At 43.2% G+C, this 21,629-nt stretch carries 20 protein-coding genes and 2 tRNA genes; 7 read left to right on the top strand and 15 right to left on the bottom strand.

Annotated elements, in window-relative coordinates:
• Nucleotides 1–21: 21 nt before the first annotated feature.
• Genes sdhA through sdhC form a run of 3 tightly spaced genes read right to left on the bottom strand, consistent with a single transcriptional unit; the run spans nucleotide 22 to nucleotide 2,531 of the window.
• The gene (gene sdhA, locus H571_RS0105355; RefSeq protein ID WP_027848415.1) at nucleotides 22–1,809 is read right to left on the bottom strand and encodes a succinate dehydrogenase flavoprotein subunit; all 1,788 of its coding nucleotides are present in this window, start codon (nucleotides 1,807–1,809) and stop codon (nucleotides 22–24) included.
• A 3-nt stretch (nucleotides 1,810–1,812) separates the two neighbouring features.
• Nucleotides 1,813–2,160, bottom strand: coding sequence for a succinate dehydrogenase, hydrophobic membrane anchor protein (gene sdhD / locus H571_RS0105350; RefSeq protein WP_027848414.1), 348 nt, complete (start codon nucleotides 2,158–2,160; stop codon nucleotides 1,813–1,815).
• Nucleotides 2,154–2,531 (bottom strand): succinate dehydrogenase, cytochrome b556 subunit, encoded by a 378-nt coding sequence (gene sdhC / locus H571_RS0105345; protein WP_027848413.1) that lies wholly within the window; start codon nucleotides 2,529–2,531, stop codon nucleotides 2,154–2,156. Before sdhC ends, sdhD begins: the two co-directional genes overlap by 7 nt.
• Before the next feature lie 368 nt (nucleotides 2,532–2,899).
• Between sdhC and gltA the strand changes: the two genes are divergently transcribed.
• The 3 genes from gltA to H571_RS0105330 all read left to right on the top strand — a co-directional run bounded on the left by gltA (nucleotide 2,900) and on the right by H571_RS0105330 (nucleotide 7,076).
• Entirely contained in the window at nucleotides 2,900–4,180 is a 1,281-nt protein-coding gene (gene gltA / locus H571_RS0105340; protein WP_027848412.1) for a citrate synthase, read from the top strand.
• A gap of 60 nt (nucleotides 4,181–4,240) precedes the next feature.
• The gene (locus tag H571_RS0105335) at nucleotides 4,241–5,137 is read left to right on the top strand and encodes an NAD(P)-dependent oxidoreductase (protein ID WP_027848411.1); all 897 of its coding nucleotides are present in this window, start codon (nucleotides 4,241–4,243) and stop codon (nucleotides 5,135–5,137) included.
• Nucleotides 5,138–5,249: 112 nt separating this feature from the next.
• Nucleotides 5,250–7,076 carry an HD domain-containing phosphohydrolase gene (locus H571_RS0105330; RefSeq protein WP_156887840.1) on the top strand — a complete coding sequence of 609 codons (1,827 nt, stop codon included), beginning with the start codon at nucleotides 5,250–5,252 and terminating at the stop codon, nucleotides 7,074–7,076.
• A gap of 292 nt (nucleotides 7,077–7,368) precedes the next feature.
• Here the strand turns inward: H571_RS0105330 and H571_RS0105325 are convergent.
• The 3 genes from H571_RS0105325 to gltX form a co-directional block, all read right to left on the bottom strand.
• Nucleotides 7,369–7,444: transfer RNA gene (locus H571_RS0105325), tRNA-Glu, on the bottom strand.
• Between the two features lie 23 nt (nucleotides 7,445–7,467).
• A tRNA-Ala gene (locus H571_RS0105320) sits at nucleotides 7,468–7,543 on the bottom strand.
• Nucleotides 7,544–7,613: 70 nt separating this feature from the next.
• The gene (gene gltX / locus H571_RS0105315; protein ID WP_027848409.1) at nucleotides 7,614–9,128 is read right to left on the bottom strand and encodes a glutamate--tRNA ligase; all 1,515 of its coding nucleotides are present in this window, start codon (nucleotides 9,126–9,128) and stop codon (nucleotides 7,614–7,616) included.
• 292 nt (nucleotides 9,129–9,420) lie between these two features.
• Between gltX and dusA the strand changes: the two genes are divergently transcribed.
• From dusA to H571_RS0105295, 4 genes are all read left to right on the top strand, one after another.
• Entirely contained in the window at nucleotides 9,421–10,416 is a 996-nt protein-coding gene (gene dusA / locus H571_RS0105310) for a tRNA dihydrouridine(20/20a) synthase DusA (protein ID WP_051168166.1), read from the top strand.
• 35 nt (nucleotides 10,417–10,451) lie between these two features.
• Nucleotides 10,452–12,827 carry a penicillin acylase family protein gene (locus tag H571_RS0105305; protein WP_027848407.1) on the top strand — a complete coding sequence of 792 codons (2,376 nt, stop codon included), beginning with the start codon at nucleotides 10,452–10,454 and terminating at the stop codon, nucleotides 12,825–12,827.
• 116 nt (nucleotides 12,828–12,943) lie between these two features.
• The gene (locus H571_RS0105300; protein ID WP_027848406.1) at nucleotides 12,944–13,186 is read left to right on the top strand and encodes a type II toxin-antitoxin system Phd/YefM family antitoxin; all 243 of its coding nucleotides are present in this window, start codon (nucleotides 12,944–12,946) and stop codon (nucleotides 13,184–13,186) included.
• Nucleotides 13,187–13,194: 8 nt separating this feature from the next.
• Entirely contained in the window at nucleotides 13,195–13,494 is a 300-nt protein-coding gene (locus tag H571_RS0105295) for a type II toxin-antitoxin system RelE/ParE family toxin (RefSeq protein WP_027848405.1), read from the top strand.
• A 64-nt stretch (nucleotides 13,495–13,558) separates the two neighbouring features.
• On the opposite strand, the gene H571_RS0105290 is transcribed toward H571_RS0105295, so the two are convergent.
• The 9 genes from H571_RS0105290 to H571_RS0105250 all read right to left on the bottom strand — a co-directional run.
• Complete coding sequence (locus H571_RS0105290) at nucleotides 13,559–14,602, bottom strand: NAD(P)H-dependent flavin oxidoreductase (protein ID WP_027848404.1); 1,044 nt, start codon at nucleotides 14,600–14,602, stop codon at nucleotides 13,559–13,561.
• Nucleotides 14,603–14,841: 239 nt separating this feature from the next.
• Entirely contained in the window at nucleotides 14,842–15,381 is a 540-nt protein-coding gene (locus H571_RS0105285; protein WP_016390346.1) for a manganese efflux pump MntP, read from the bottom strand.
• Between the two features lie 117 nt (nucleotides 15,382–15,498).
• A complete protein-coding gene (locus H571_RS0105280) occupies nucleotides 15,499–15,780 on the bottom strand; it encodes a type II toxin-antitoxin system RelE/ParE family toxin (RefSeq protein ID WP_027848403.1) in 282 nt (93 codons plus the stop codon).
• Nucleotides 15,777–16,049: a CopG family ribbon-helix-helix protein gene (locus H571_RS0105275; RefSeq protein WP_027848402.1), complete on the bottom strand. Its 273-nt coding sequence runs from the start codon at nucleotides 16,047–16,049 to the stop codon at nucleotides 15,777–15,779. Before H571_RS0105275 ends, H571_RS0105280 begins: the two co-directional genes overlap by 4 nt.
• 98 nt (nucleotides 16,050–16,147) lie before the next feature.
• Nucleotides 16,148–16,639 (bottom strand): GNAT family N-acetyltransferase, encoded by a 492-nt coding sequence (locus H571_RS0105270; RefSeq protein WP_027848401.1) that lies wholly within the window; start codon nucleotides 16,637–16,639, stop codon nucleotides 16,148–16,150.
• Between the two features lie 109 nt (nucleotides 16,640–16,748).
• Nucleotides 16,749–18,305 (bottom strand): DNA polymerase, encoded by a 1,557-nt coding sequence (locus H571_RS15475; protein WP_169445759.1) that lies wholly within the window; start codon nucleotides 18,303–18,305, stop codon nucleotides 16,749–16,751.
• The gene (locus H571_RS0105260; protein ID WP_211219761.1) at nucleotides 18,298–19,950 is read right to left on the bottom strand and encodes an RNA-directed DNA polymerase; all 1,653 of its coding nucleotides are present in this window, start codon (nucleotides 19,948–19,950) and stop codon (nucleotides 18,298–18,300) included. Before H571_RS0105260 ends, H571_RS15475 begins: the two co-directional genes overlap by 8 nt.
• 147 nt (nucleotides 19,951–20,097) lie before the next feature.
• Nucleotides 20,098–20,895 carry a DODA-type extradiol aromatic ring-opening family dioxygenase gene (locus tag H571_RS0105255; protein ID WP_027848398.1) on the bottom strand — a complete coding sequence of 266 codons (798 nt, stop codon included), beginning with the start codon at nucleotides 20,893–20,895 and terminating at the stop codon, nucleotides 20,098–20,100.
• 217 nt (nucleotides 20,896–21,112) lie between these two features.
• Nucleotides 21,113–21,629: transposase (locus H571_RS0105250; protein ID WP_027848397.1), on the bottom strand; the 517-nt coding region annotated here is incomplete at its 5' end.

Here is a 21,629-nt window from a genome sequence, read left to right as displayed (position 1 = left end):
TCTCCCAACATCTAATTCTGATTAGTAAGTACGCACTTTTGGCTCAAAATGCTTCAACATCTCGCCCTGAATCATCTTAGGAGCACGGTTAACTTCGCGCTTACTCAGAGTTTTAGTTGCAGGCGAATAAACTGAGTGCATCAACCAGTTTTCATCATCACGTTCAGTAAAGTCATTACGGCTGTGGGCACCACGACTTTCACGGCGCTCATAAGCAGAAATAGCTGTCGCTTCAGCAACTTCAAGAAGGTTATCTAGCTCTAGCGCTTCAATACGACCGGTATTGAATGCCTGACTCTTATCTTCTAGGTGGGCTTTGCTAATACGCTCACGTAAATCTTTTAACTGCTCAATACCTTTTTCCATGAACTCACCGTCACGGAATACACCAAAGTAATTCTGCATGCAGTTTTGTAGCTCTGTACGCAGCGCATGAACAGATTCACCACCTTTGGATTCATTCCAACGATTCATACGCGCTAAAGCTGACTCAATGTCTGATTCAGAAGCATCGTCATACTGAATACCTTGGTCTAATGCTTGCTCAATGTATAAGCCTACAGCACGACCGAACACGACTAAGTCGAGTAGCGAGTTACCACCTAAACGGTTAGCACCGTGTACTGATACACAAGCCACTTCACCACAAGCAAACAAGCCATTCACGATATGATCATTACCATTTTCATCAACAGTAATTGCCTGACCATGAACGTTAGTTGGAATACCACCCATCATGTAGTGACAAGTAGGTACAACAGGAATTGGCGCTTTAACTGGGTCAACATGCGCAAAGGTTTTAGAAAGCTCACAGATACCCGGTAGGCGCTTATTCAACACCTCTTCACCTAGGTGATCTAGTTTCAAGAAGACGTGATCACCATGCTCACCCGCACCACGACCTTCTAGAATTTCCATAACCATGGAGCGAGCAACAACATCACGACCTGCCAAATCTTTAGCATTAGGTGCGTAACGCTCCATAAAACGCTCGCCATCTTTATTGATTAGGTAGCCACCTTCACCACGGCAACCTTCAGTCACCAAAGTACCTGCACCATAAATACCCGTTGGGTGGAACTGCCACATTTCCATATCTTGCATAGCAAAACCAGCACGTAGCGCCATACCCACACCGTCACCGGTATTAATAAGGGCGTTTGTGGTAGATGCATAAATACGACCTGCACCACCTGTTGCCATAACCGTTGCTTTAGCTTTAATGAAAATGGTTTCGCCGTTTTCAATACAAATAGCAATACAACCAACCACATCGCCTTTAGCATTTTTTACTAGATCAACGGCATACCATTCATTTAGGAAGGTTGCTTCGTTTTTCAAGTTGCCCTGATAAAGCGTATGCAAAAGTGCATGACCAGTACGGTCAGCAGCAGCACAAGTTCTCGCAGCCTGGCCACCTTTACCAAAATCTTTTGACTGACCACCAAAAGGACGCTGGTAAATACGACCTTGCTCAGTACGTGAGAAGGGTAAACCCATGTGCTCTAGCTCAAATACCGCTTTAGGGCCTTCACTACACATGTATTCGATAGCGTCTTGGTCACCGATATAATCAGAACCTTTAACGGTATCGTACATGTGCCAGCGCCAATCATCGTTAGGATCATCAGAGGCAATAGCACAAGTAATACCACCCTGTGCAGACACGGTATGTGAACGCGTAGGGAAAACTTTAGAAATAACAGCTGTTTTACGACCAGACTGAGCTAACTGCAGTGCAGCACGCAGACCTGCACCACCACCACCAACAATGATGGCATCAAACTCTAGTGTACGAAGTGTTGACATGGATTAAGCTCCCCACAAAACTTGAACGCCCCAAACTACATAGGCAAAAAGGGCTAGAATGACAACCAAATGAAAAGCTACACGAAGACCCGTTGGCTTAATGTAGTCGGTTGCAACAGTCCACAAACCTATCCACGCATGAGCAGCAATTGAAAGCAGTGCTAACAAACTGAAAATACGCATTGCAGTACCTTGAAACAAAAGCTTCCAGGTTACAAAGTCAAGATCGCCATTCATTAAGAAAAAACCTAACAAAAACAAAGTGTAAGCCAGCATAATAACTGCTGTTACACGTTGTATTAACCAATCAGCCAAACCGCTGCGGCCAAAATTTGTGATATTGGTTACCATACCCAGACTCCTGCCAACACAGCTAATACAGCTGCTAGGATAAATACAACTTGCGACATGGTGTGACCGTTTTCAAGGTTCACGCCTATATCGAAATCCATAATGATGTGCTTAACACCTGCTAGGCAGTGATAACCTAGAGCGGTCAGCATTCCCCAAAGCACAAACTTCGCAAGGAAGTTATCTTGCAGGGTGGTTTTGACACTTTCAAAACCATCTGGAGAAGATAAAGACACATCAAATGCCCAGAACATAAAAATCAGGCCAACAAATAAAATAACGCCGCTAATGCGGTGAGTTATCGATGCCAACGCTGATAAAGGAAATTTTATCGTCGATAAATCGAGATTTACAGGTCTATTGCTTTTCACGGCTTTACACACTCTTTTATAGTGCTTGCACAGGTTTCCCCGGCAACAAGCGATTATATTTAAAAGCACTCGCCAGAAAAATGCTTAAATTTCTAAGCATTTTTCTGCTGCAGCACTCATCCCCCAAGTGCAGGTCACTGATTATATGAACCAACAAATAGTTACGCAATCTATCCAAAGGTTGTGCACTGCATTAAAATAAGCGAATCTAATACCAAGCCTTGAACTTAAGGCGTGGCGCATTCTAGCAAGCTGAACATCAAATACTCTACACATTTAGCGTAATTGACAGGAGAATTTTCGCTTCTATAGTAGTGCCACCTTCATTTTCAAACTGCAAGTGTGATCAAAACTAATAAGGAGGCCTTATGGCTGATAAGAAAGCAGTACTTACGATCGATGGCATTGAACAGACCGTCGAACTTCCTATTCTTACAGGTACCCTTGGCCCAGATGTAATTGATGTACGTAGCTTAGGTTCAACAGGCGTATTCACTTACGACCCTGGCTTTATGGCTACCGCATCCTGTGAATCAAAAATAACGTTCATTGATGGTGGCAAAGGTGTACTACTCCACCGTGGTTATCCTATTGATCAACTAGCAGCTAAGTCTGATTACCTTGAACTTTGCTTCTTACTGCTCAACGGTGAACTACCGACCACAGAAGAACGCAAAAAGTTTGAAGCAACCATTAGCCGCCACACTATGGTGCATGAGCAGCTAACCCAGTTCTTCAAAGGCTTCCGTCGTGATGCTCACCCCATGGCAGTTATGTGTGGTGTTGTTGGTGCACTATCTGCGTTCTACCATGATGCAATGGATATCAGTGATGCTTATCATCGCGAGGTTTCTGCACACCGCTTAATCGCTAAAATGCCAACCATTGCTGCCATGTGTTACAAATATTCAACTGGTCAGCCTTTTGTTTACCCACGCAATGATCTTTCTTACGCTGAAAATTTCTTACACATGATGTTTGCTACACCCTGTGAAGAATATAAAATCAGCCCCGTGTTTGCTAAAGCAATGGATCGTATTTTCATGCTGCACGCAGATCACGAACAAAATGCTTCCACTTCAACCGTTCGTTTAGCTGGCTCTACGGGTGCTAACCCCTTCGCTTGTATAGCGGCTGGTATTGCTGCACTTTGGGGTCCTGCGCACGGTGGTGCTAACGAAGCTGTACTCACCATGCTAGATGAAATAGGTGATGAATCACGCATTGAAGAGTTTGTAGCCCGCGCTAAAGACAAAGATGATCCTTTCAAGCTAATGGGTTTTGGTCACCGTGTTTACCGTAACTTTGACCCCCGCGCTAAAGTTATGAAAGAAACTTGTGACGAAGTACTAGCTGAACTAGGTTTGTCTGATGATCCACAGCTAAAAATTGCTAAGCGCCTAGAACAAATTGCGCTAGAAGATGAATACTTTGTAGAACGTCAACTTTATCCCAACGTAGATTTCTATTCAGGTATTATTCTTAAAGCCATAGGCATTCCTACCAATATGTTCACTGTTATCTTTGCCATGAGCCGTACTATTGGCTGGATTTCACATTGGAACGAAATGATTAGCAACGATTACAAAATAGGTCGCCCACGTCAGCTTTATACTGGCGCACCTCAGCGTGATCTACCTAATCGCTAAGTAACACTTGTTCTATAAAGGCTGCTAAAGGCAGCCTTTTTTATTGTTTGGAGCAGAAAAATGAGCACACCTAAAAAAATTGCTTTTATTGGTCTAGGCGTAATGGGCGGCCCTATGGCTGGCCACCTTGCTAAAGCAGGGCATCAGCTTACAGTTTTTAATCGCACACCAGCCAAAGCAGCGCAATGGGTTGCAAACCACCCCAACCATAACTCTGCGACAACACCGGCAGAAGCAGCTGCCAAGGCAGACTTGGTATTTTTATGTGTTGGTAAAGATGAAGATGTTCGTGAAGTAGTAACAGGCGAGCAGGGCATTTTAAAAACGCTAAAAGCTGGCAGTCTAATCATTGACCACACAACGGCCTCTGCTACCCTTGCTAAAGAAATGGCAACAGCTTGCCTAAAGCAACAAATACACTTTTTAGATGCACCCGTATCAGGTGGAGAACAGGGCGCTATTAATGGCCAGCTAACTGTCATGGTGGGTGGTGATGAAACGGCTTATAATGCGGCTGAACCTTTAATGCAGTTATTTGCAAAAGCAGTTACCTACATGGGTGAAGCGGGTGCAGGTCAAATGACTAAAATGGTTAACCAAATTTGTATTGGTGGTTTAGTTCAAGCCTTGGCTGAAGGCCTTAACTTTGCCGATAAAGCAGGCCTAGACCAACAAAAGGTTATTGATGTAATCAGTTTAGGTGCGGCAGGTTCTTGGCAAATGAATAACCGTCACAAAACCATGATTTCCGATGAATATGAACACGGTTTTGCTGTAGACTGGATGCGTAAAGATTTTGCTATCTGCCTAGACCAAGCACGTGCTCTTGATGCACAGTTACCCGTTACCGCCTTGGTCGATCAATTTTATGCCGAAGTTCAGCAACAAGGTGGTGGGCGCTGGGATACTTCCAGCCTTTTAAGAAGAATGAGAGCATTCAAGCCCAACCTTAAGTAAGCGCATTGATTTTGCAGATAGTTTCAGCAGTTCTTGATTTTTAATAGCTGAACAGGTATTAAGCTTTATTGGTTAATGAGAACCCAAGCATTCAGGATTTAATTTTGTGGGCATGACACACAGCAATAACGGAACAGGTTCAGAAGAACCAAAGGAAGAAGGCCAACTCATTAAGTCACGCGAGGGTATTTACCGCCTGATGCGTCGACTACAGGTTAAGCACACGCCGTTAAAACTACGTTTCGATTCCGTAGCAGATCACTATACCAGTATGGTGCTCGCCGTTAACTTCAAAGAAGGCTACATTTTGCTAGATGAAGTCACCCCTAAATGGGGTGATGAACTCATGGCAAAGGCTATCCCTTTTCATTTTGATAGCTACCATGACGGCTGTAAAATAAGTGCTGAAAAACTTCAAGCCGTGGGTCGTGCCGTTAAGGAAGACAGCCCAGTTTATAAAGTCCCCTTCCCCGCTGAATTACATTTTTTACAGCGCCGACAATTCTACCGTGCGCCTGTACGTCTATCTTTAAACATCAATGTTCGGCTGGGCGTTAGTGTTCCTCCAATCAAAAGAGATGAGTACGACAACATTATTCCTCAAAGCCCTACTTGGGAGCATGAAGGTTTATTGCGTGACTTATCTGCTCAGGGTTGCCAAATAGAAGCCAAGGGTGATTTACGCGAAACCCTACCTAAAAATACCGAGTACTCTTGCTGCCATATTATTTTTCCTAACGGCCACCTTCTCGATTTAGGCATAGCAATACGTCACGTAGGTTATGACGAAAAACGAGACATTAGCAGTCTAGGTTGCCAGCTTATTAATATGGATCCCAAGCTTGATCGTAAAATTTCTTTTATTGTTAACGAACTCCAAAGAGATAACGCTCGCTCTAGCTCAGGCAATAGCTCTGCACCCATATCAGAACTCTTTCTAGACGCCCTAGGAAAAGAAAATAACAAAGACGCTATTTCTGAAGCAGAAGAAGAAGCAGAAGAGTTAGAGAAGTTCACCACAGAAGAAGTGCACCACAAGGCTGTTCGCTGCGTACAAATGCTTGTTAATAGCCTACGCGAAAAAACAGCCTTACCCATTGCCCAAACTTGGGAAGTCACTGACCTACTGTTAGATAAACTACAGAAAGATCGTCAGCAGCTTATTTTAGTTACCCGCATACGCACACCAGCCAACTACCTTTATGAGCACTCAGTTAGCCTTGCTGTCTTGCTAGCTGATCAAACTATGTTTAATCAGAACAACCCTAAGTCGCGTGATTTAGACTACCTGCGCAACATTATCTTTGCTGGTTTATGTCACGATCTAGGTAAAGGCCTAATACCTGATCGAATTGTTAGTAAGTCTGGTGTACTTAGCGAACAAGAAGCCAAGGTAATGCACAAGCATTCCTTACTTACCCGTGAAATTCTTTCCAGACAACAGGGTATGCCAGACTTAGCACTCACCATAGCTACGCAAAACTGTGAACGCTTAGATGGCAGCGGACACCCAGAACACTTAAAAAGCATTTCTATTAGCCCTATAGGTAAGCTAGCTGCCGTTATTGATGTGTTTGATGCTATGACCAATGGTCGTAGCTACCGTGCTGGTTTGCCTCATGCTTTAGCCTACAAGCGCCTTTTAGCTATGCGTGACAAACTAGACTTAGCTTCTATTCAACAGCTAATTAAGCGCCAAGGGCTTTACCCTCTAGGCTCTTTAGTAGCCTTTGAGAATGGTGACCTAGGTTTTGTAAAGCGGCAGGACCAAAACAGCCACCCTTCTATTGTTCGCTTAGTATTTAATAAACTGACTAACCAACCTTTAGAGCACAAAGACTTAAAGCTCTCTACTCTACCTGACAGCAAGAAAAAACTACTGCCTGAAGACCCTGCCAAGTACCAGCTATTTAACGACCTACTACTTAATGACCTCTAAGCCTTATCCACAAGATCTGTGGATAAGGTAGTGGACAACACCTTAATAATTAGGCCTAGGCCAACAGGCATAACCCCCACCTTAAAAAGCTCATTTTTTAATCAGGCCTAACTAGATAAACAGCACAAGCCAGTATTCATCAGCAATAGAAGCCAAGCTGCAATAACCAGCTAGCAGAATTTATTATAAAAATTAAAACAAGAAAAATCAGAATCTAAGTCTGATTAATAGGTTGGTTAATTTGTGGATAAATAGCAAAAATGAACAACTTGAAAAGGTGCTGCTGTAAAATTGGCGTCCCATAGGGGGTTCGAACCCCTGTTACCGCCGTGAAAGGGCGGTGTCCTGGACCACTAGACGAATGGGACGTTGATACTTTTACTGCATTTGTTGGTGGAGATATGCGGGATCGAACCGCAGACCTCTTGCATGCCATGCAAGCGCTCTCCCAGCTGAGCTATACCCCCACGATGTCCTGAAGACGGTGCGTATAATAGGCTGCACCCTACGCACCGTCAAGCTTTATTTTAAATTATTTTAATTAGATGCATTTTTAGTTACCAAAAAGGCTTGATAAGCCTTTTCAAGCTTCTTAATCTGCTTTTTAGAAGGCCCTTGCCCATTGGTTAGCAGATTTAAAGCAAAGCGCAAACGTGCACGACTCATGTCTGGCCCTAGAATAACCATGGCATCTAAGACTGACGTTGAAGTAGTGCTGCCGCTAATGGCTACAAAAACTGGCTGCAAATAGCCTTTCATTTTTAAGCCAGCATTATCAGCCAAGGCTTTAACCGTATTTAAAATGGCATCTTTGTTCCAGTCGGTTAGGCTATCCATTTCCCAAACTAACAACTGAAATAACTCAACCAGGTCGGCTTCTTCTATACCTAGGTCTAAATAGTCAGCTTTAGTTACCTTAGGCATACCGCTAAAGAAAAAGCTCGCCAAAGGCGCTATATCAGACAGCATTTCAATGCGCGGACGCAGCTGCGGCATAATTTGCTTAACGTAATCGCTATTAAATGCCCACTTAACCAGTTCGGCAATTAACTCTTCGTCGTTATAATCTTCACGCAAATACAAGCCATTCAGCCAGCTCAGTTTTTCAACATCAAATACCGGACCACCTAAAGAAACCCTTGCAATATCAAAGTTAGCAACCATTTCTTCTAGGCTGAATTTTTCTTGCTCGTTAGGCATAGACCAGCCCATACGACCTAAATAGTTAAGCAAGGCTTGAGGGAAGTAACCCATGCGCTGGTAAAAATTAATCGAGGTAGGGTTCTTACGTTTAGACAGCTTGGATTTATCTGGGTTACGTAAAAGCGGTAAGTGACAAAGCACCGGCATTTCCCAACCAAAATATTCATACAACAATTTATGCTTAGGTGCCGAGTTAATCCATTCTTCACCCCGCAAAACGTGGGTTATCTGCATTAAATGATCATCGACCACGTTAGCTAAATGGTAGGTGGGCATACCGTCTGATTTTAAAAGAATCTGTGCATCCACCATGCTCCAGTCCAATTCAATTTTGCCACGCAGCAAATCATCTATCTCACAGGCACCTTCACCCTCAGGCACTAGCATACGCACCACAAAAGGCGCATTAGCCGCACTACGCCTAGCCACTTCTTCCTCAGGTAAATATAAGTCTGAAGGTTTTAAAGCCGTTGAATGCCCCGCTAGCTGACGCTCACGGCGCAATTCATCTAGTTCTTCAGGTGTACGATAGCATTTAAACGCCTTGCCTTTATCCAGCAGCTCTTGCGCATATTTACCATAAATATCACGGCGCTCGCTTTGGCGATAAGGGCCAAATTCACCGCCTACATCCGGCCCCTCATCCCAATCCAAACCTAACCAGCGTAAGGAATCAAAAATCTTTTGTTCAGATGCAGCAGTTGAACGCTGTTGATCAGTGTCTTCAATCCGCAGAATAAACTTACCCTGATGTTGACGGGCAAAACATAAGTTAAACAACGCGATATAAGCGGTACCAACGTGGGGATCACCGGTGGGTGATGGAGCAATACGAGTGCGCACAGTCATGCTTGTTCATCCTGCTGACAAAGAAAATAAAAATAAAACCCAAGCTCTAAGTATAAGAGATTCCAGCACTGAGTGCATTGCCAACACTTTCTGCGACATTAAGCCACCTTCACAAACATCAATTTTTATAAAATAATTACCTACTTGTTCTGTATAAATTTCCTGTTATCACCCTAAACTGCATACTTGCAATGCCTCGGCGACCTTACCTCCCCCCCCCCTGTAAGAGTCGCCATTTTATTTTTCTAAGGTTACACTTGCTAGTCTTTTAGTTAGCTAGTGACCTTAATATATGCCTTTACAGCTTTGGGGTAACCAACCCTACCCTCGTTTTTCTTTAGCCCCCATGCTGGACGTTACCAACCGCCATTTTCGGTATTTTTTACGCCTATTAAGTAATAAAACCCTGCTTTATACAGAAATGATTACCACCGGTGCTCTTTTGCATGGCAAAGATCCACAAAGGTTTTTAGATTTTTCAGCCGAAGAACAGCCAGTTGCTTTACAGCTAGGTGGTAGCAACCCTACAGACCTAGCACTTTGCACAAAAATGGCTACCGAGTGGGGCTATAACGAAGTTAACCTGAATGTGGGTTGCCCAAGCGATAGAGTACAAAACAACTTAATGGGCGCTTGCTTAATGGCACACCCTCAACTGGTTAGCGATTGCTTTCAAGCCATGCAAGCCGCCACTCACCTGCCGGTTACCATTAAGTGCCGCATTGGTATTGATGACCAAGATGAAGACGAAGATTTAGAAGCCTTTATTGAACAGATCAAAGCCGCTGGTTGTAAGATTTTTATTCTGCATGCCAGAAAAGCTTGGTTACAAGGTTTATCGCCCAAACAAAACCGTGAAGTGCCACCCCTTAATTACGCCCGTGTGGAACGCTTAAAAGCCCAACACCCAGATTTAGTCATTGCTATAAATGGCGGCATTAATACCCTAGAAGAATGCAAAACCCACTTAGAAAAAGTTGACTCTGTGATGCTAGGGCGAGCCCTTTGGAACAACCCTTGGCTGGTTGCCCAAGTAGACCAACAACTTTATGGTGAAGCAGATAATGGCTTAACCCAGCATCAGGCTATTCGTAATTACCTACCCTATGTAGAAGAAAGACTGATTGCTGGTGATCGCCTTAATCCCTTAATGCGCCCCTTACTAGGCGTTTTTCAAGGCGTACCAGGCGCTAGACGCTTTCGCCGAATATTAAGCGAAGGCGCACATATAACCGGCGCAGGTGTTGAGTTATTAGAAGAAGCTTTGGCACAAGTACCAGAAATGTGAAGTTTTTAAGGGCTTAACTAAAAAAGGATATTTTGATGAAACGCTTAGCTATTTTTATTCTAGTTTTACTAATAACACTTACCCTAGGTGGCTATGGGTTTATCCAACAAAAGCTACCCCAGCGGAGTGGTGAAATAAAACTAGAGCAGCTAAGCGAAGCGGTGAGTGTTCGTTACGATGAACGCGGTGTGCCGCACATTCAAGCCGCAACCGAGCTAGATGCTTACCGTGCGCTGGGTTATGTGCACGCCCAAGACCGTTTATTTCAAATGGAAATGGTACGTCGCTTAGCCCAAGGCCAGCTTTCTGAAGTGCTAGGCGAAAAAACCGTTAAAATCGACCGGCTGTTTCGTACCCTGCGCCTTCACCAACACGCCAAAAGCTATTTAACAACGCTAGACCCTAGCAGCCCATCCATGCAAAGCTTAAATGCATATTTAGATGGCATTAACCAATACCAAGCCACCCGCGCTAAACCCCTAGAGTTCGATTTATTAGGCATTACCCCTCGCCCTTTTACAGCCGAAGATACCATCAGCGTGGCCGGTTATTTAGCCTACAGCTTTGCCGCCGCTTTTCGTACCGAGCCAGTGCTCACCTATATTCGTGATGAATTAGGCGAAGACTATTTACGCATTTTTGATTTAAACACCCCCAGCCAAGGCGATGTTATCTATCCTGAAACGCCACACACCAATTCACCAAGCAGCAGTAAACTTACCGCAAAAGATTGGCAGGGTTTAAATGCTTTGGCAGAAGTTAGCCAAGCGGCTCTTTTTGAACCTAACCTTCCTCAGTTTGAAGGCAGCAATGCTTGGGTCATGGCAGGCAGTAAAACCCAAAGCGGCAAGCCCCTGTTGGCTGGCGACCCGCATATCGGTTTTTCTGTACCGGCCGTTTGGTATGAAGCGCATCTACAAACACCCAGTTTTGAATTGTATGGGCATTTTCAAGCCTTGAACCCTTTTGCACTCTTAGGCCATAACCAAGCATTTGGCTGGTCACTAACCATGTTTCAAAATGATGACTTAGACCTAATCGCCCTGCCACCTAACTGGGATAATTTAACCAGTCATACCGAGCTAATCGCCATAAAAGGCCAGCCAGCTGAAGAGCTAACCCTTTATAGCTCAGACTTTGGCCCCATTATTAACGCAGCGCTAGGTGAAGAAATACCCGACACGCCCATTGCACTCTGGTGGGCTTTTTTAGAAACCGAAAACCCCATTCTAGAAGCTTTTTACGACTTCAACCGTGCTAACACACTAGAAAAAGCCCGTGCAGCAGCCAGTAAAATTCATGCCCCTGGGTTAAATTTGGTTTGGGCTAATGCTGAAGGCGACATTGCTTGGTGGGCTGCAGGTAAAATGCCAATTCGTGATACCAGCACTCAGCCTGCTTTTATACTCGACAGCCAAACAGCCCAAGCTAAAAAATACGGCTTCTACCCTTTTAGCGATAACCCGCAAGAAGAAAACCCCAAACGAGGTTATATCGTTTCTGCAAACTACCTGCCGGCTTCACCTAATCAAGTACCACTGCCTGGCTATTACAACCTAGCCGACCGTGGCGAGCAGCTAATCAAAGAACTTAGTCAGCCCAACAAACAATGGAATACCCAAAACAGCCAAGCCGTACAGCTAGGCGAACAAAGTGGCTATGCACCACGCCTGCTAAAACCCTTATTAGGCGATTTATACGCCAGCGCCAGCAGTAAAGAAGAAACCCTACTGATTAACCAGTTAGCAAAATGGCCAGGCAACTTCCCAACTAACAGCTATTTACCAACAGTGTTTACGGAATTTACCTACCAGCTATTAATAGCCACTTTTTTAGATGAATTAGGCGAAGCAACCTTTAATAACCTGCTTAGCACACGGATTATTGACAGCGCCCTACCCTTACTAGCTGCCGACCCTGCTTCGCCTTGGTGGAATAACCAACAAGCCGGTACCAACCAAGCTCGCCAAGTGGTCGTTGGCCAAGCTTGGCAGGCAACTTTAAAGCACCTTAATAAAACACTTGGCCCTAAGCTAGACGATTGGCAATGGGGCAAAGCGCATACGCTTACGCACAATCACCCTTTAGGCGCACAAAAACCTTTAGACAAGCTATTTAATGTAGGTGGTTTTGCAGTACCAGGTGGCCATGAGCTACCTAATAATTTATCAACCAGTTACAGCAGCGCACCTTGGGCAGTGGAATACGGCCCATCAACCCGCCGGTTAATTGATTTTGCTGCGCCCGAACAAGCCTTAGGTATTAACCCAGTAGGGCAAAGCGGCGTGAAGTTTGATAAACACTATTCAGACCAAGCCAAGGCTTATAGTGAAGGGCGCTACTACCCACAACACTTAGCAGAAAAAGATATCGAGCAGAATACCCGAAGCAAATTAAAGCTAGTGCCTTAGCTAAATATCAGAGAAGACTTGTCAGCTTATTTTAAGGAATCGCACGATTTAATTAATTTGATCTTTTTGTGCTAACGCCTACAATCTAACTAATAACACGGTTTTGGAGCTAGAACATGCACACGCTAACAGCAAATGACGCTAAACGTAATTTTGGCGAACTACTTCTGAGTGCTCAACGAGCGCCAGTGAAGATCAGCAAAAACAACAAAGACACTGCCGTTGTTATGTCAATTAAAGACTTCGAAGAACTTGAAGTGATGAAAGCGGATTACATTAAACATTGCTTTGAGTCTGCAAAAGAAGACTTAGCACAAGGCAAGCTAGTCGATGGTGAAACATTCCTAAAGAGTTTGTAACCTAAAGCATGGCTGCCAAAAAATATAAACTGAGTAAGTTGGCGCAAAGCCACCTATACAAGATCAGAAACTACACCGTTGCAAACTTCTCAGAAGCGCAATGGAACACCTACAGGGACAAGCTACTTACTGTTTTTCAAATGCTTGCAGACAACCCTGCAGTTGGAAGAAGCTGTGATGAACTTTACACTAATGGCTTCTACTTCCCAGTTGGAAAGCACATTACCTACTTTACCAACGAAGATGGCTTTATTCTGATTGTTGCGGTTCTTAGCCAATCACAATTACCTCAAAATCATTTGAAGTAATATTAACAGCCAAGCAGCAACCTCCGCTCCAGCAATAGTTTTCCTGATTTATCAAGTCTGGTGATCAAAATCCTGCTAACTGCTTGGTTAATTCACTCGCTGAAATTTCTTTACAGCCAGATGGGTTTTGACCCGACCAAAGCGATGAAAATTCTGCGGAATTGTTCTTTTCAGCAGCAGCACGCAACTTACCCATTTCAATCGAAGCATAAGGAAAAGCTGGCGCTTCTTTACTAATATAACCCAGCTCTTTAATGGCTCGATTCACTATGCCTCTAGCTGGCTTACCCGTAAAAATAGTCGTTAAAGCCGTGTGTTCAGCTTGAGTGCTTTTTAACGCCGCACGGTGCAGCTGACTGGTGTTAGCTTCATTACACAGCAAGTAAGCAGTACCTACTTGCACTGCTGTCGCACCCAGCAATAAAGCAGCCTGTACACCTTTCGCATCGGCAAGGCCACCGGCTGCAATTACCGGCACTTTCACTTGGCTGACAATTTGCGGCACTAAAGCAGCCAAACCAACTTGCGTGGTTATATCCGCCGATAAAAACATCCCTCTATGCCCACCGGCTTCTAAGCCCTGAGCAATAATGGCATCAACACCCTTAGCTTCTAACCACAAAGCTTCTTTAAGTGTTGTAGCAGTAGAAATGATTTTAGTACCCCAACCTTTAATACGTGCCATTAGCTCTTTATTGGGCAGGCCAAAATGAAAGCTAATAATTTCTGGTTTATAGGCTTCAAGTAAATCTGCCGTAGTAGGATTAAAAGGTGTGCGGCTAGCACCAGCAGGTAAGCTATCTGAATCTATGTCCAGCTCATCAAAATAAGGTTTAAGCCTTACTTGCCAAGCCGCTTGCTTCTTTTCATCAAAGGCAGGCATTTCATGACAGAAAAAATTAAAATTAACAGGTTTGGCTGTGGCAGCTTTAATGCGGTTAATTTCAGCAATCAACTGTTCAGGACTTAACATAGCGCAGGGTAAAGAACCTAAACCACCCGCCTCGCTTACCGCAACAGCCAAAGCACTGCCCTGAACACCCGCCATAGGGGCTTGAATAATAGGCAAGTCAGTACCTAAAAGCTGTTTAAAGTCTTGATTACCCATAAATTCAACCCTAGTTTTTAATTACTCTAGATTCAACTCTCTAGTGCAATAGCCTTTAGTTCTTCTAATATTACTAGATTCGATATTTTGTGAGGCATACCTTCTCCATGATTTGCAAGCCTAGCCTTTAACACTTAACGCCCGCAGCACGCGCGGCTTTGTAGTGGAGGCGAAGCCGCAACGAAAAAGCCGTCGCTGTGACTGCGATTGTTATGTGTTTTTGGCTTCACTGCAGAGTCTCAAAATACCAGAAACTTCAACCCAATTATAATGAGTATTATACCGCCCAAAAGCTCTGCCTTGCTTTCTAGCCATGTCCCACTTCTAGCACCAATAAACACACCAACCAAGCTGAATATAAATGTCGTAACACCAATGATTCCGCAAGCAACTATCGGGTTGACTTCGAGTAGATTTAATGTAAACCCAGCAGCCATTGCATCTATACTCGTAGCAATAGCTAAAATAAGCATCACTTTATGAGTGATTTGTGCAATATCTTCTTCAACACCCTCGCTAATGGCTTCATAAATCATTTTTCCTCCAACTGTTATAAGAAGGAAGAATGCAATCCAATGTGCATAATTCTCAACCCAGCCGAGCACACCTTTTCCACCAAAGTAGCCTATAAATGGCATTAGCGCTTGGAATAACCCGAAATATATTGCAGCAATTATAGCTAGCGACTTTGTCTTCTTGACACGCTTTGATCCAAGCCCTATAGAAACCGCAAATGCGTCCATGCTCAGTGCTACTGCCAAAATTAAGACTTCAATCATTAAAATATCTCACAAATATACTCGGGTGTTTATTGCTGACGAAACTTAACGCCGCGCTCTGTGGCAAGTTTGAAGCGCAGCGGAAAACTTGTCTAGCAGCAGCGCCTTGTTAAATTATTACCGCTCACCTTCCAAGCTATGCCACACCCTAAGAATAATAATGGCACTGGTATGAACCGAATAGCGAACAACGTATTTTCCAAAAACCATATCTCGAATGGAGTCAGGCACCGGCGCCATTTCAACTGGTGTGCCCATTTTGGGGAATTCTGGAAGTAATTCGATTTTGCCAACCAGTTCGGTGGCAATCCTGGCTGCCGCCGACGGGTTGTACATCGCAACGAACTCCCTGAGGCGTTTCAAATCATCAATGGCCTCATCCGTGTAAGCCAGCTTCACTTACTTGACCTTGGCGCATCCTGCTCGTTTTCGGTTCCCCAGCTATTAAGCCAACTGTGAACCTCGCTGGCATCAACAACCTTGCCTTGGGCAGCAGCCTCCATTGCCTCTAACGTTTGTTTCCAACGCTCTTGCTCAAGCTGCTGCTTTTCTATGTATTCCGACAGTGCCTGGTTGATCACCCAGCTTTTGCTACGGTGCAGCCTGCTGGCGATTGCTTCCAAACGCTGTTCAACTTCTGCCTGAAGGCGAACCGTGGTGACGCTCATGACTATGCCCCCCTCATACCTAGTGACTACAACGTATTACAGCATGGTCTGCGAGGTTAGGCAAAAAATTTAACGCCGTGCTCAACGGCAGCACCTTGTTATGTTTTAGCTAGCCATTTGAACATTACCAAAGCATCTACGTAGCCTTTTGTTGGATGATTAAATGCACTAGGCAAGCGCCCCACAGTTTCAAAACCAAGTTTATTCCACAACCGAACAGCGCCTTCATTGCTTGAAGCAACAAAATTAAACTGCATTGCTTTATAACCCAACTTTAAAGCCATTTCTTGTGAGTGCTCACACATGGTTGTAGCCAAACCCCGACCTCGGGCAATTGAGGAAACCATATAGCCACAATTGCACACATGATTACCGGGGCCAGCCTGGTTTGTTTTTATGTAATAAGTTCCATAAATTTTTCCATTTTCTTCGGCCACAAATGTTTTTCTGGGAGCGTCTAGCCAAATTTTTTCCGCTTGGTCTTTGGTTGTTTCAGTTTCGTATGCGTAGGTTTCTCCGGCTTTTACAACCTCATTAAAGATTGGCCAAATTAAGTCCCAATCTTTTCTTTCAGCCTCTCTAATGTTCATTCAGAAATCTCCAGAAACATAACGCCGCGCTCTGCGGCAAATTTGGAGCGCAGCGTAAAATTTGTCCGCCAGCAGCGCCTTGTTATATCGTCTCTCGACTTGCATGTGCTCAATTACTTATCTTATAAAATGGTTCAATAGACGCCTTGCCGACTACCTTTCCGGACAGCTCCCTAGTCATTACATCTTCAAAGATTTTAACCACTGAATGAGGTTCTACTTGTTTTGTATGCTGAAATAAAGCAGCATCATGCATTGGTATTAGTATTTGAACTCCTTCAAGATCAGAAAGTTCTAACAGCGCTCTCTTAAAAATATATGTGGCAGTACCTTGAATAACATGATTGACGGAGATTCTTTTCTCTTTATCAGTTAACTCAGAATCTGAGTATCTATTTAAATAATTAGCTGCGATAGTCGAAACCCTGCCATTTTTCAAGAACTCATTATTTACCGATTCTTTCCAAGCCTCAAACACAGAAAAACCAGAGAAATAATCGCGAGCATTTTTTTGATTCCCTCCCAACCCTGTAACAGCGCTGGCAATGTTTTCGAGGGACATTCCATACACATAAGAAAGAAACAATATTTTAGCCGTTTTCCTCATTTCTTCATCATTAAATACGCGAACAGAAAAATCGTTATAGGCGTCTCCATTATTATATATATCTTTCATTTTTGGATCAGATGAAATGGCTGCCATAATGCCAACTTCAAACTGGTCATAATCCACGTAACAAAGAGACATCCCTTCATCAGGGATAAAAATGTTCCGATATTTTTTGGATATGTTCTGAAGGTTTGGCGACTTATGGTATATTCTTGATGTTGATGTCCAGTGAGATTCAACGATCGGTTTCAGTCGATTAGAACCAGACGAAATTGAATTAAATATCCTATACGTTTTATTCGTCTTTCGAAGGCTTCGCAGGTCATCGGAATAGCCATCATGCGAAGGCAAAAAATCAAGCAAAAACTCAAGACTATAATCCTGAACGTTATAGCCTAGCTTGAACAATTTCTCCCTGACATCCCCATCGCTGGGGATTTCGTAAAGCACTTGATGCTTATCAGCGAACAACTTAAGCTGCCGATAGAAATCCAATTTAAGATTTTCTTTGTGTTCTCTAACAACACTATTGTCTACTCGAATACCTCTGCAAGCTGAAAACGTTAGCTTGTTAAAAACAGGGAGCTCCAAACTATAAAATCTTTCCATTTCTCCTGAGTTTAACGCCAAGATTGATAATTTCTCGAAGTATTCAGCAAGCTTGTGAGAAAAAAGCATGTATACATCATAAACCAATTCTTTACGCCGATAATACATATCCATATAACTATCAAAGTCATCACTAACCTGGAATAGTGGTTTAATAGTTTTGGATACATCCCACGGCTGAACATCTCCGTCTACCGATTTAACTCCAATCGCTATCTTTGACAGCAGAACAACATCTATAACTTTTGAGGGCAAGCTATTATGCTTTTTAAATAACGAGCTCGAAATCAACCAGAAATCATGAGTCACAACGAAACAATCAAGTGCAACAACATTTTCTGAAGAAACTTCGGTGAAAGCTTCACCATCATATATAAAATATCGATCCCTACCACTTTCAGAAAAATCTTTCTGGTACGTGAAATATACAGTCCTTCCCTTACTCATACGGAGATATCTCATCATATATTTCATCGATAAGTGTCGTATTGAAATCCCTTAAATACACCGTATCTCCTTGAAAACTTTTATTCCCCTGCAGTCTATTCACAGTCCCCCGTAGACGATATCCGACCTTACCGAACATGGGCTTCAGTTTTTCCTTTGGTGTATTCTGAAGCGCAATTAAAAAGTATCTCTGGTGCTGATAAGGCCAAGTTTCCTTAAAATCCTCAATGAATTCTTCAACTGCACTTTCAAGCCCGATAGATGCAAGGTATATAAAACACGCAGGGACCTCGGGGCAATGAACATCTTGTCTAATCAGAGCTTTACAGTATTCCACTAGGTCAGCAGCTTTGAATTTCTTATATGCCAGAAGTAAAAGAAGGTGATAATTTTGCCAACCATGTATGGCGATATCTTTATTCATTATGAAATCTGCAATTGATTGATTTTGAGCATTAGATAAATCCAAATCCATCAACAATTTACAAAACTGATCAGTAGACACTGGCTGCCTATCAAATTCTCGAATTAGGGTATCTGCAATCTCACTGGCCAAAATCGATTTAGAATCAAAAAGGTTTGAAGAAATCAATGTTTTAAATCGATTTATGCAGTAACGAAAAGGGCGGCTCTGTGTCTCTCCCTCATCTAATTGTTTCTGTAGAAACTCAAATAACACCGGTATCGACCGAGCGATCACTTTCCTACTCTTAGACCTCCACATGGTATCTATAAGAGTCATAGTGTCATCTGAACTTGGAAAGAACTCTTGGATATTTTCACTATCCTTATCAAGAATTACAGTTTTCTTTGAGTTTATATTTAGACCAAGCTTTCTTAATTCAAAAATTAGATCATTAAGCGCTCTTTTAGCTTGATGTTCGTCAGAGCATATGATTCTAATATCATCGACATAGCGAAAATAATCATACCCCTTGGCAACCATACTTTTATCAACCGCATCAAGTACCACATTCGCAATAAATGAAGATGCATCGCGATTTTGTGGCAAACCATGTCTCTCACTGTAACACCACTTTTCCAGCAATACCTTCAACGTGCTTACTGCGCTTCGTATTTTATTTTTATCGGACCCACTTGCTTGAATTTCAGATATCATTTCAACAAATGCATTCTCAATAGCATCTATTGATATCTGCTCAAAATAATTGAGTAGATCAGTTACCAAAAGGGTTTTATCATCGACTAACGCAAGATAGCTAATGTTCTCGAACGAATTCCACAGTTCAATTCGATGCTTAAAAAGATACTTCTCTTTACCATACTTATTGTATCGATGGCTAAATACACGATTTGATAAAAGTGGATCGAAATATGGAATTAGGTAGCTACAAATCGCTTGGTATAGGAACCTGTCATAAAAGTCCAATTCCAATGTATACCGTAGCCCTAGCGCTCTCTTGGGAACATCATATATAGCCTTATGACCAGACTTATATTCACCATGATTTAACTCAAGATTTTGCGAAAGAATCTCGTGAAGGTTCTTGCCATTTGATAGAAGATCTTCATACCGCACAGCATCATAGAACCAATCATCCCTCATATCTTGACGAAGATGCTTTAGTGTGGCCCCAATGTTGATTGGAAACGCTAGAAGATTTTCACCCAGATCACGTGTCACACAATACCTATAATCATTTGTAGCCAAAAAATCCAAAATGCCGAAGAACTCATTGCGATATAACGACGCGCTAAACGGCGCGAAAGAAGTGAGCGTCCGAGGCCACGTATTTTGTGGCCGATTTTGAGCGCCTTGTTAGCATTCTGCTTACCATAGGTACATACTTGACTTCTTATTGAGAATCTTCAGCTCGAACGATTCTGCACATGCGCCGCCTGCTAAGCCGTAGCAGACATGCAAAGGCAATAGGTGCTCTTCTCGAGGGTGGCAAAACCGAGCACCCGGCGCTTTTACCCATTCACACAATCTTTGTTTTCTTTCTTCTTCAGAGATATTTGTGTTTGAACAGGTATCCAATAACCAAGACTCAAATGCTTCATTCAAATCTTTTGACTCCGTAGTTTCTGGAGTAAAAAAGGCCTTCATATTGTGAAAAGAAAATCCTGACCCTATTAAAAGTAAATTTTCATAGTCTAAGCCCTGTAGCGCCTGACCAATACTAATATGCTCGGCAGGACTTAAGTTATTCATAAGCGACAACTGAATACAAGGAATATCAGCATCTGGGTACATTATTTTTAGTGGTATGAACAAACCGTGATCAAAGCCCCTTTGTTTATCGAGATTGCAAGCAATGCCAGCACGCTCTAGCTTTTCGCGGATTTTATTTGCAAGCAGTGCCTCGCCCTTGCAGGGATAGGTAATACTGTAAGACTCTTCTGGAAATCCATAATAATCATATATAAGCGATGGGCTCTCGCCAGCAGTAATTGTTGGCAATTTCTCTTCCCAATGTGCACTCACAACCACAATGGCCGATGGTTTACGTAATAAAGATGTTATGCTTTTCAAGCAATCAACCATTTCTGTATGCCCAGCATCGCCCAAAAGAGGCATTGGCCCGCCGCCATGCGACAAGAACAATATTTGAGGTTTAGAGCTCATAATGACTTCCTTATTTGGTAAATGCTAACGAGGCTGTAGAAAAACCTGTTTTCAGCCAGCTTTCCCACCAATAGCTCGTTTTCTGTAATTTATATTTTGTTGCCCATTTTAGCTGGCAACTTATTTGTTCAGTGTATTTCTAGCTTTTTGTTGCTGGCTTCTAATAACTTTCTATTTATACGTGATTTTAATGCGTTTTATGGGCTAATCATCCTTTTCATTGGTTCAGTTTGCCATAACGGGCTAGCTTCTCAACATTGTGCACTAAGCAAAAGAGTTGCCACTGGCCTTGCACCTTAGTTTTACCCCTCAGGCTAAAGCGGTTCAACCGTTTATTGGTACCGATATTGCCAAACACTGGCTCAACAACCGACATGCGGTGCGCATAAACGGCTTTTCCTAGGGGGTTATCCACACGGTGTTTCATCCAGTCAGTGTAGTTGGCTGCTCTTTTTCCATTTAATGGGAAGCTGACTTGTCGGCCTGCACCTTTGCGGTGGTTGGCTGCGGAAGGTGTTTTCATGCATTGGTGTTTTTTAGGGCAGTGCCTACATTGCAGTAATCGCCCTTCAAAATAGGCAGTCGGTTGACCTTGGGGATTGTTTCGGGTGCCTCGGCTACTAATAGTCTGTCCTGCTGGGCAAATGCAGGTCATTGTGATTGGGTCAAACTGAAATTCGCTGGCAGGAATGAGTTGTTTGGCTTTAGGTTTACCAGGTGCTTGGTGACGTTTG

Origin of the sequence: Marinospirillum minutulum DSM 6287 (assembly GCF_000422325.1) — a bacterium.
Classification (GTDB): Bacteria; Pseudomonadota; Gammaproteobacteria; order Pseudomonadales; family Halomonadaceae; genus Marinospirillum; species Marinospirillum minutulum.
Note: the sequence above shows the minus strand (reverse complement) of the source record. Positions and strands in the feature narration are given on the sequence as shown.

Bases quoted from the DNA above. Each gene is read 5' to 3' on its own strand.
- H571_RS0105295 (WP_027848405.1), top strand. From the start codon at position 13,195: ATGGCTGCCAAAAAATATAAACTGAGTAAGTTGGCGCAAAGCCACCTA.
- sdhD (WP_027848414.1), bottom strand. From the start codon at position 2,160: ATGGTAACCAATATCACAAATTTTGGCCGCAGCGGTTTGGCTGATTGG.
- H571_RS15475 (WP_169445759.1), bottom strand. From the start codon at position 18,305: ATGAGTAAGGGAAGGACTGTATATTTCACGTACCAGAAAGATTTTTCT.
- H571_RS0105275 (WP_027848402.1), bottom strand. From the start codon at position 16,049: ATGAGCGTCACCACGGTTCGCCTTCAGGCAGAAGTTGAACAGCGTTTG.
- H571_RS0105255 (WP_027848398.1), bottom strand. From the start codon at position 20,895: ATGAGCTCTAAACCTCAAATATTGTTCTTGTCGCATGGCGGCGGGCCA.
- H571_RS0105330 (WP_156887840.1), top strand. From the start codon at position 5,250: ATGACACACAGCAATAACGGAACAGGTTCAGAAGAACCAAAGGAAGAA.
- H571_RS0105285 (WP_016390346.1), bottom strand. From the start codon at position 15,381: ATGATTGAAGTCTTAATTTTGGCAGTAGCACTGAGCATGGACGCATTT.
- gltX (WP_027848409.1), bottom strand. From the start codon at position 9,128: ATGACTGTGCGCACTCGTATTGCTCCATCACCCACCGGTGATCCCCAC.
- H571_RS0105290 (WP_027848404.1), bottom strand. From the start codon at position 14,602: ATGGGTAATCAAGACTTTAAACAGCTTTTAGGTACTGACTTGCCTATT.
- gltA (WP_027848412.1), top strand. From the start codon at position 2,900: ATGGCTGATAAGAAAGCAGTACTTACGATCGATGGCATTGAACAGACC.
- sdhA (WP_027848415.1), bottom strand. From the start codon at position 1,809: ATGTCAACACTTCGTACACTAGAGTTTGATGCCATCATTGTTGGTGGT.
- H571_RS0105305 (WP_027848407.1), top strand. From the start codon at position 10,452: ATGAAACGCTTAGCTATTTTTATTCTAGTTTTACTAATAACACTTACC.
- H571_RS0105270 (WP_027848401.1), bottom strand. From the start codon at position 16,639: ATGAACATTAGAGAGGCTGAAAGAAAAGATTGGGACTTAATTTGGCCA.
- H571_RS0105335 (WP_027848411.1), top strand. From the start codon at position 4,241: ATGAGCACACCTAAAAAAATTGCTTTTATTGGTCTAGGCGTAATGGGC.
- dusA (WP_051168166.1), top strand. From the start codon at position 9,421: ATGCCTTTACAGCTTTGGGGTAACCAACCCTACCCTCGTTTTTCTTTA.
- H571_RS0105300 (WP_027848406.1), top strand. From the start codon at position 12,944: ATGCACACGCTAACAGCAAATGACGCTAAACGTAATTTTGGCGAACTA.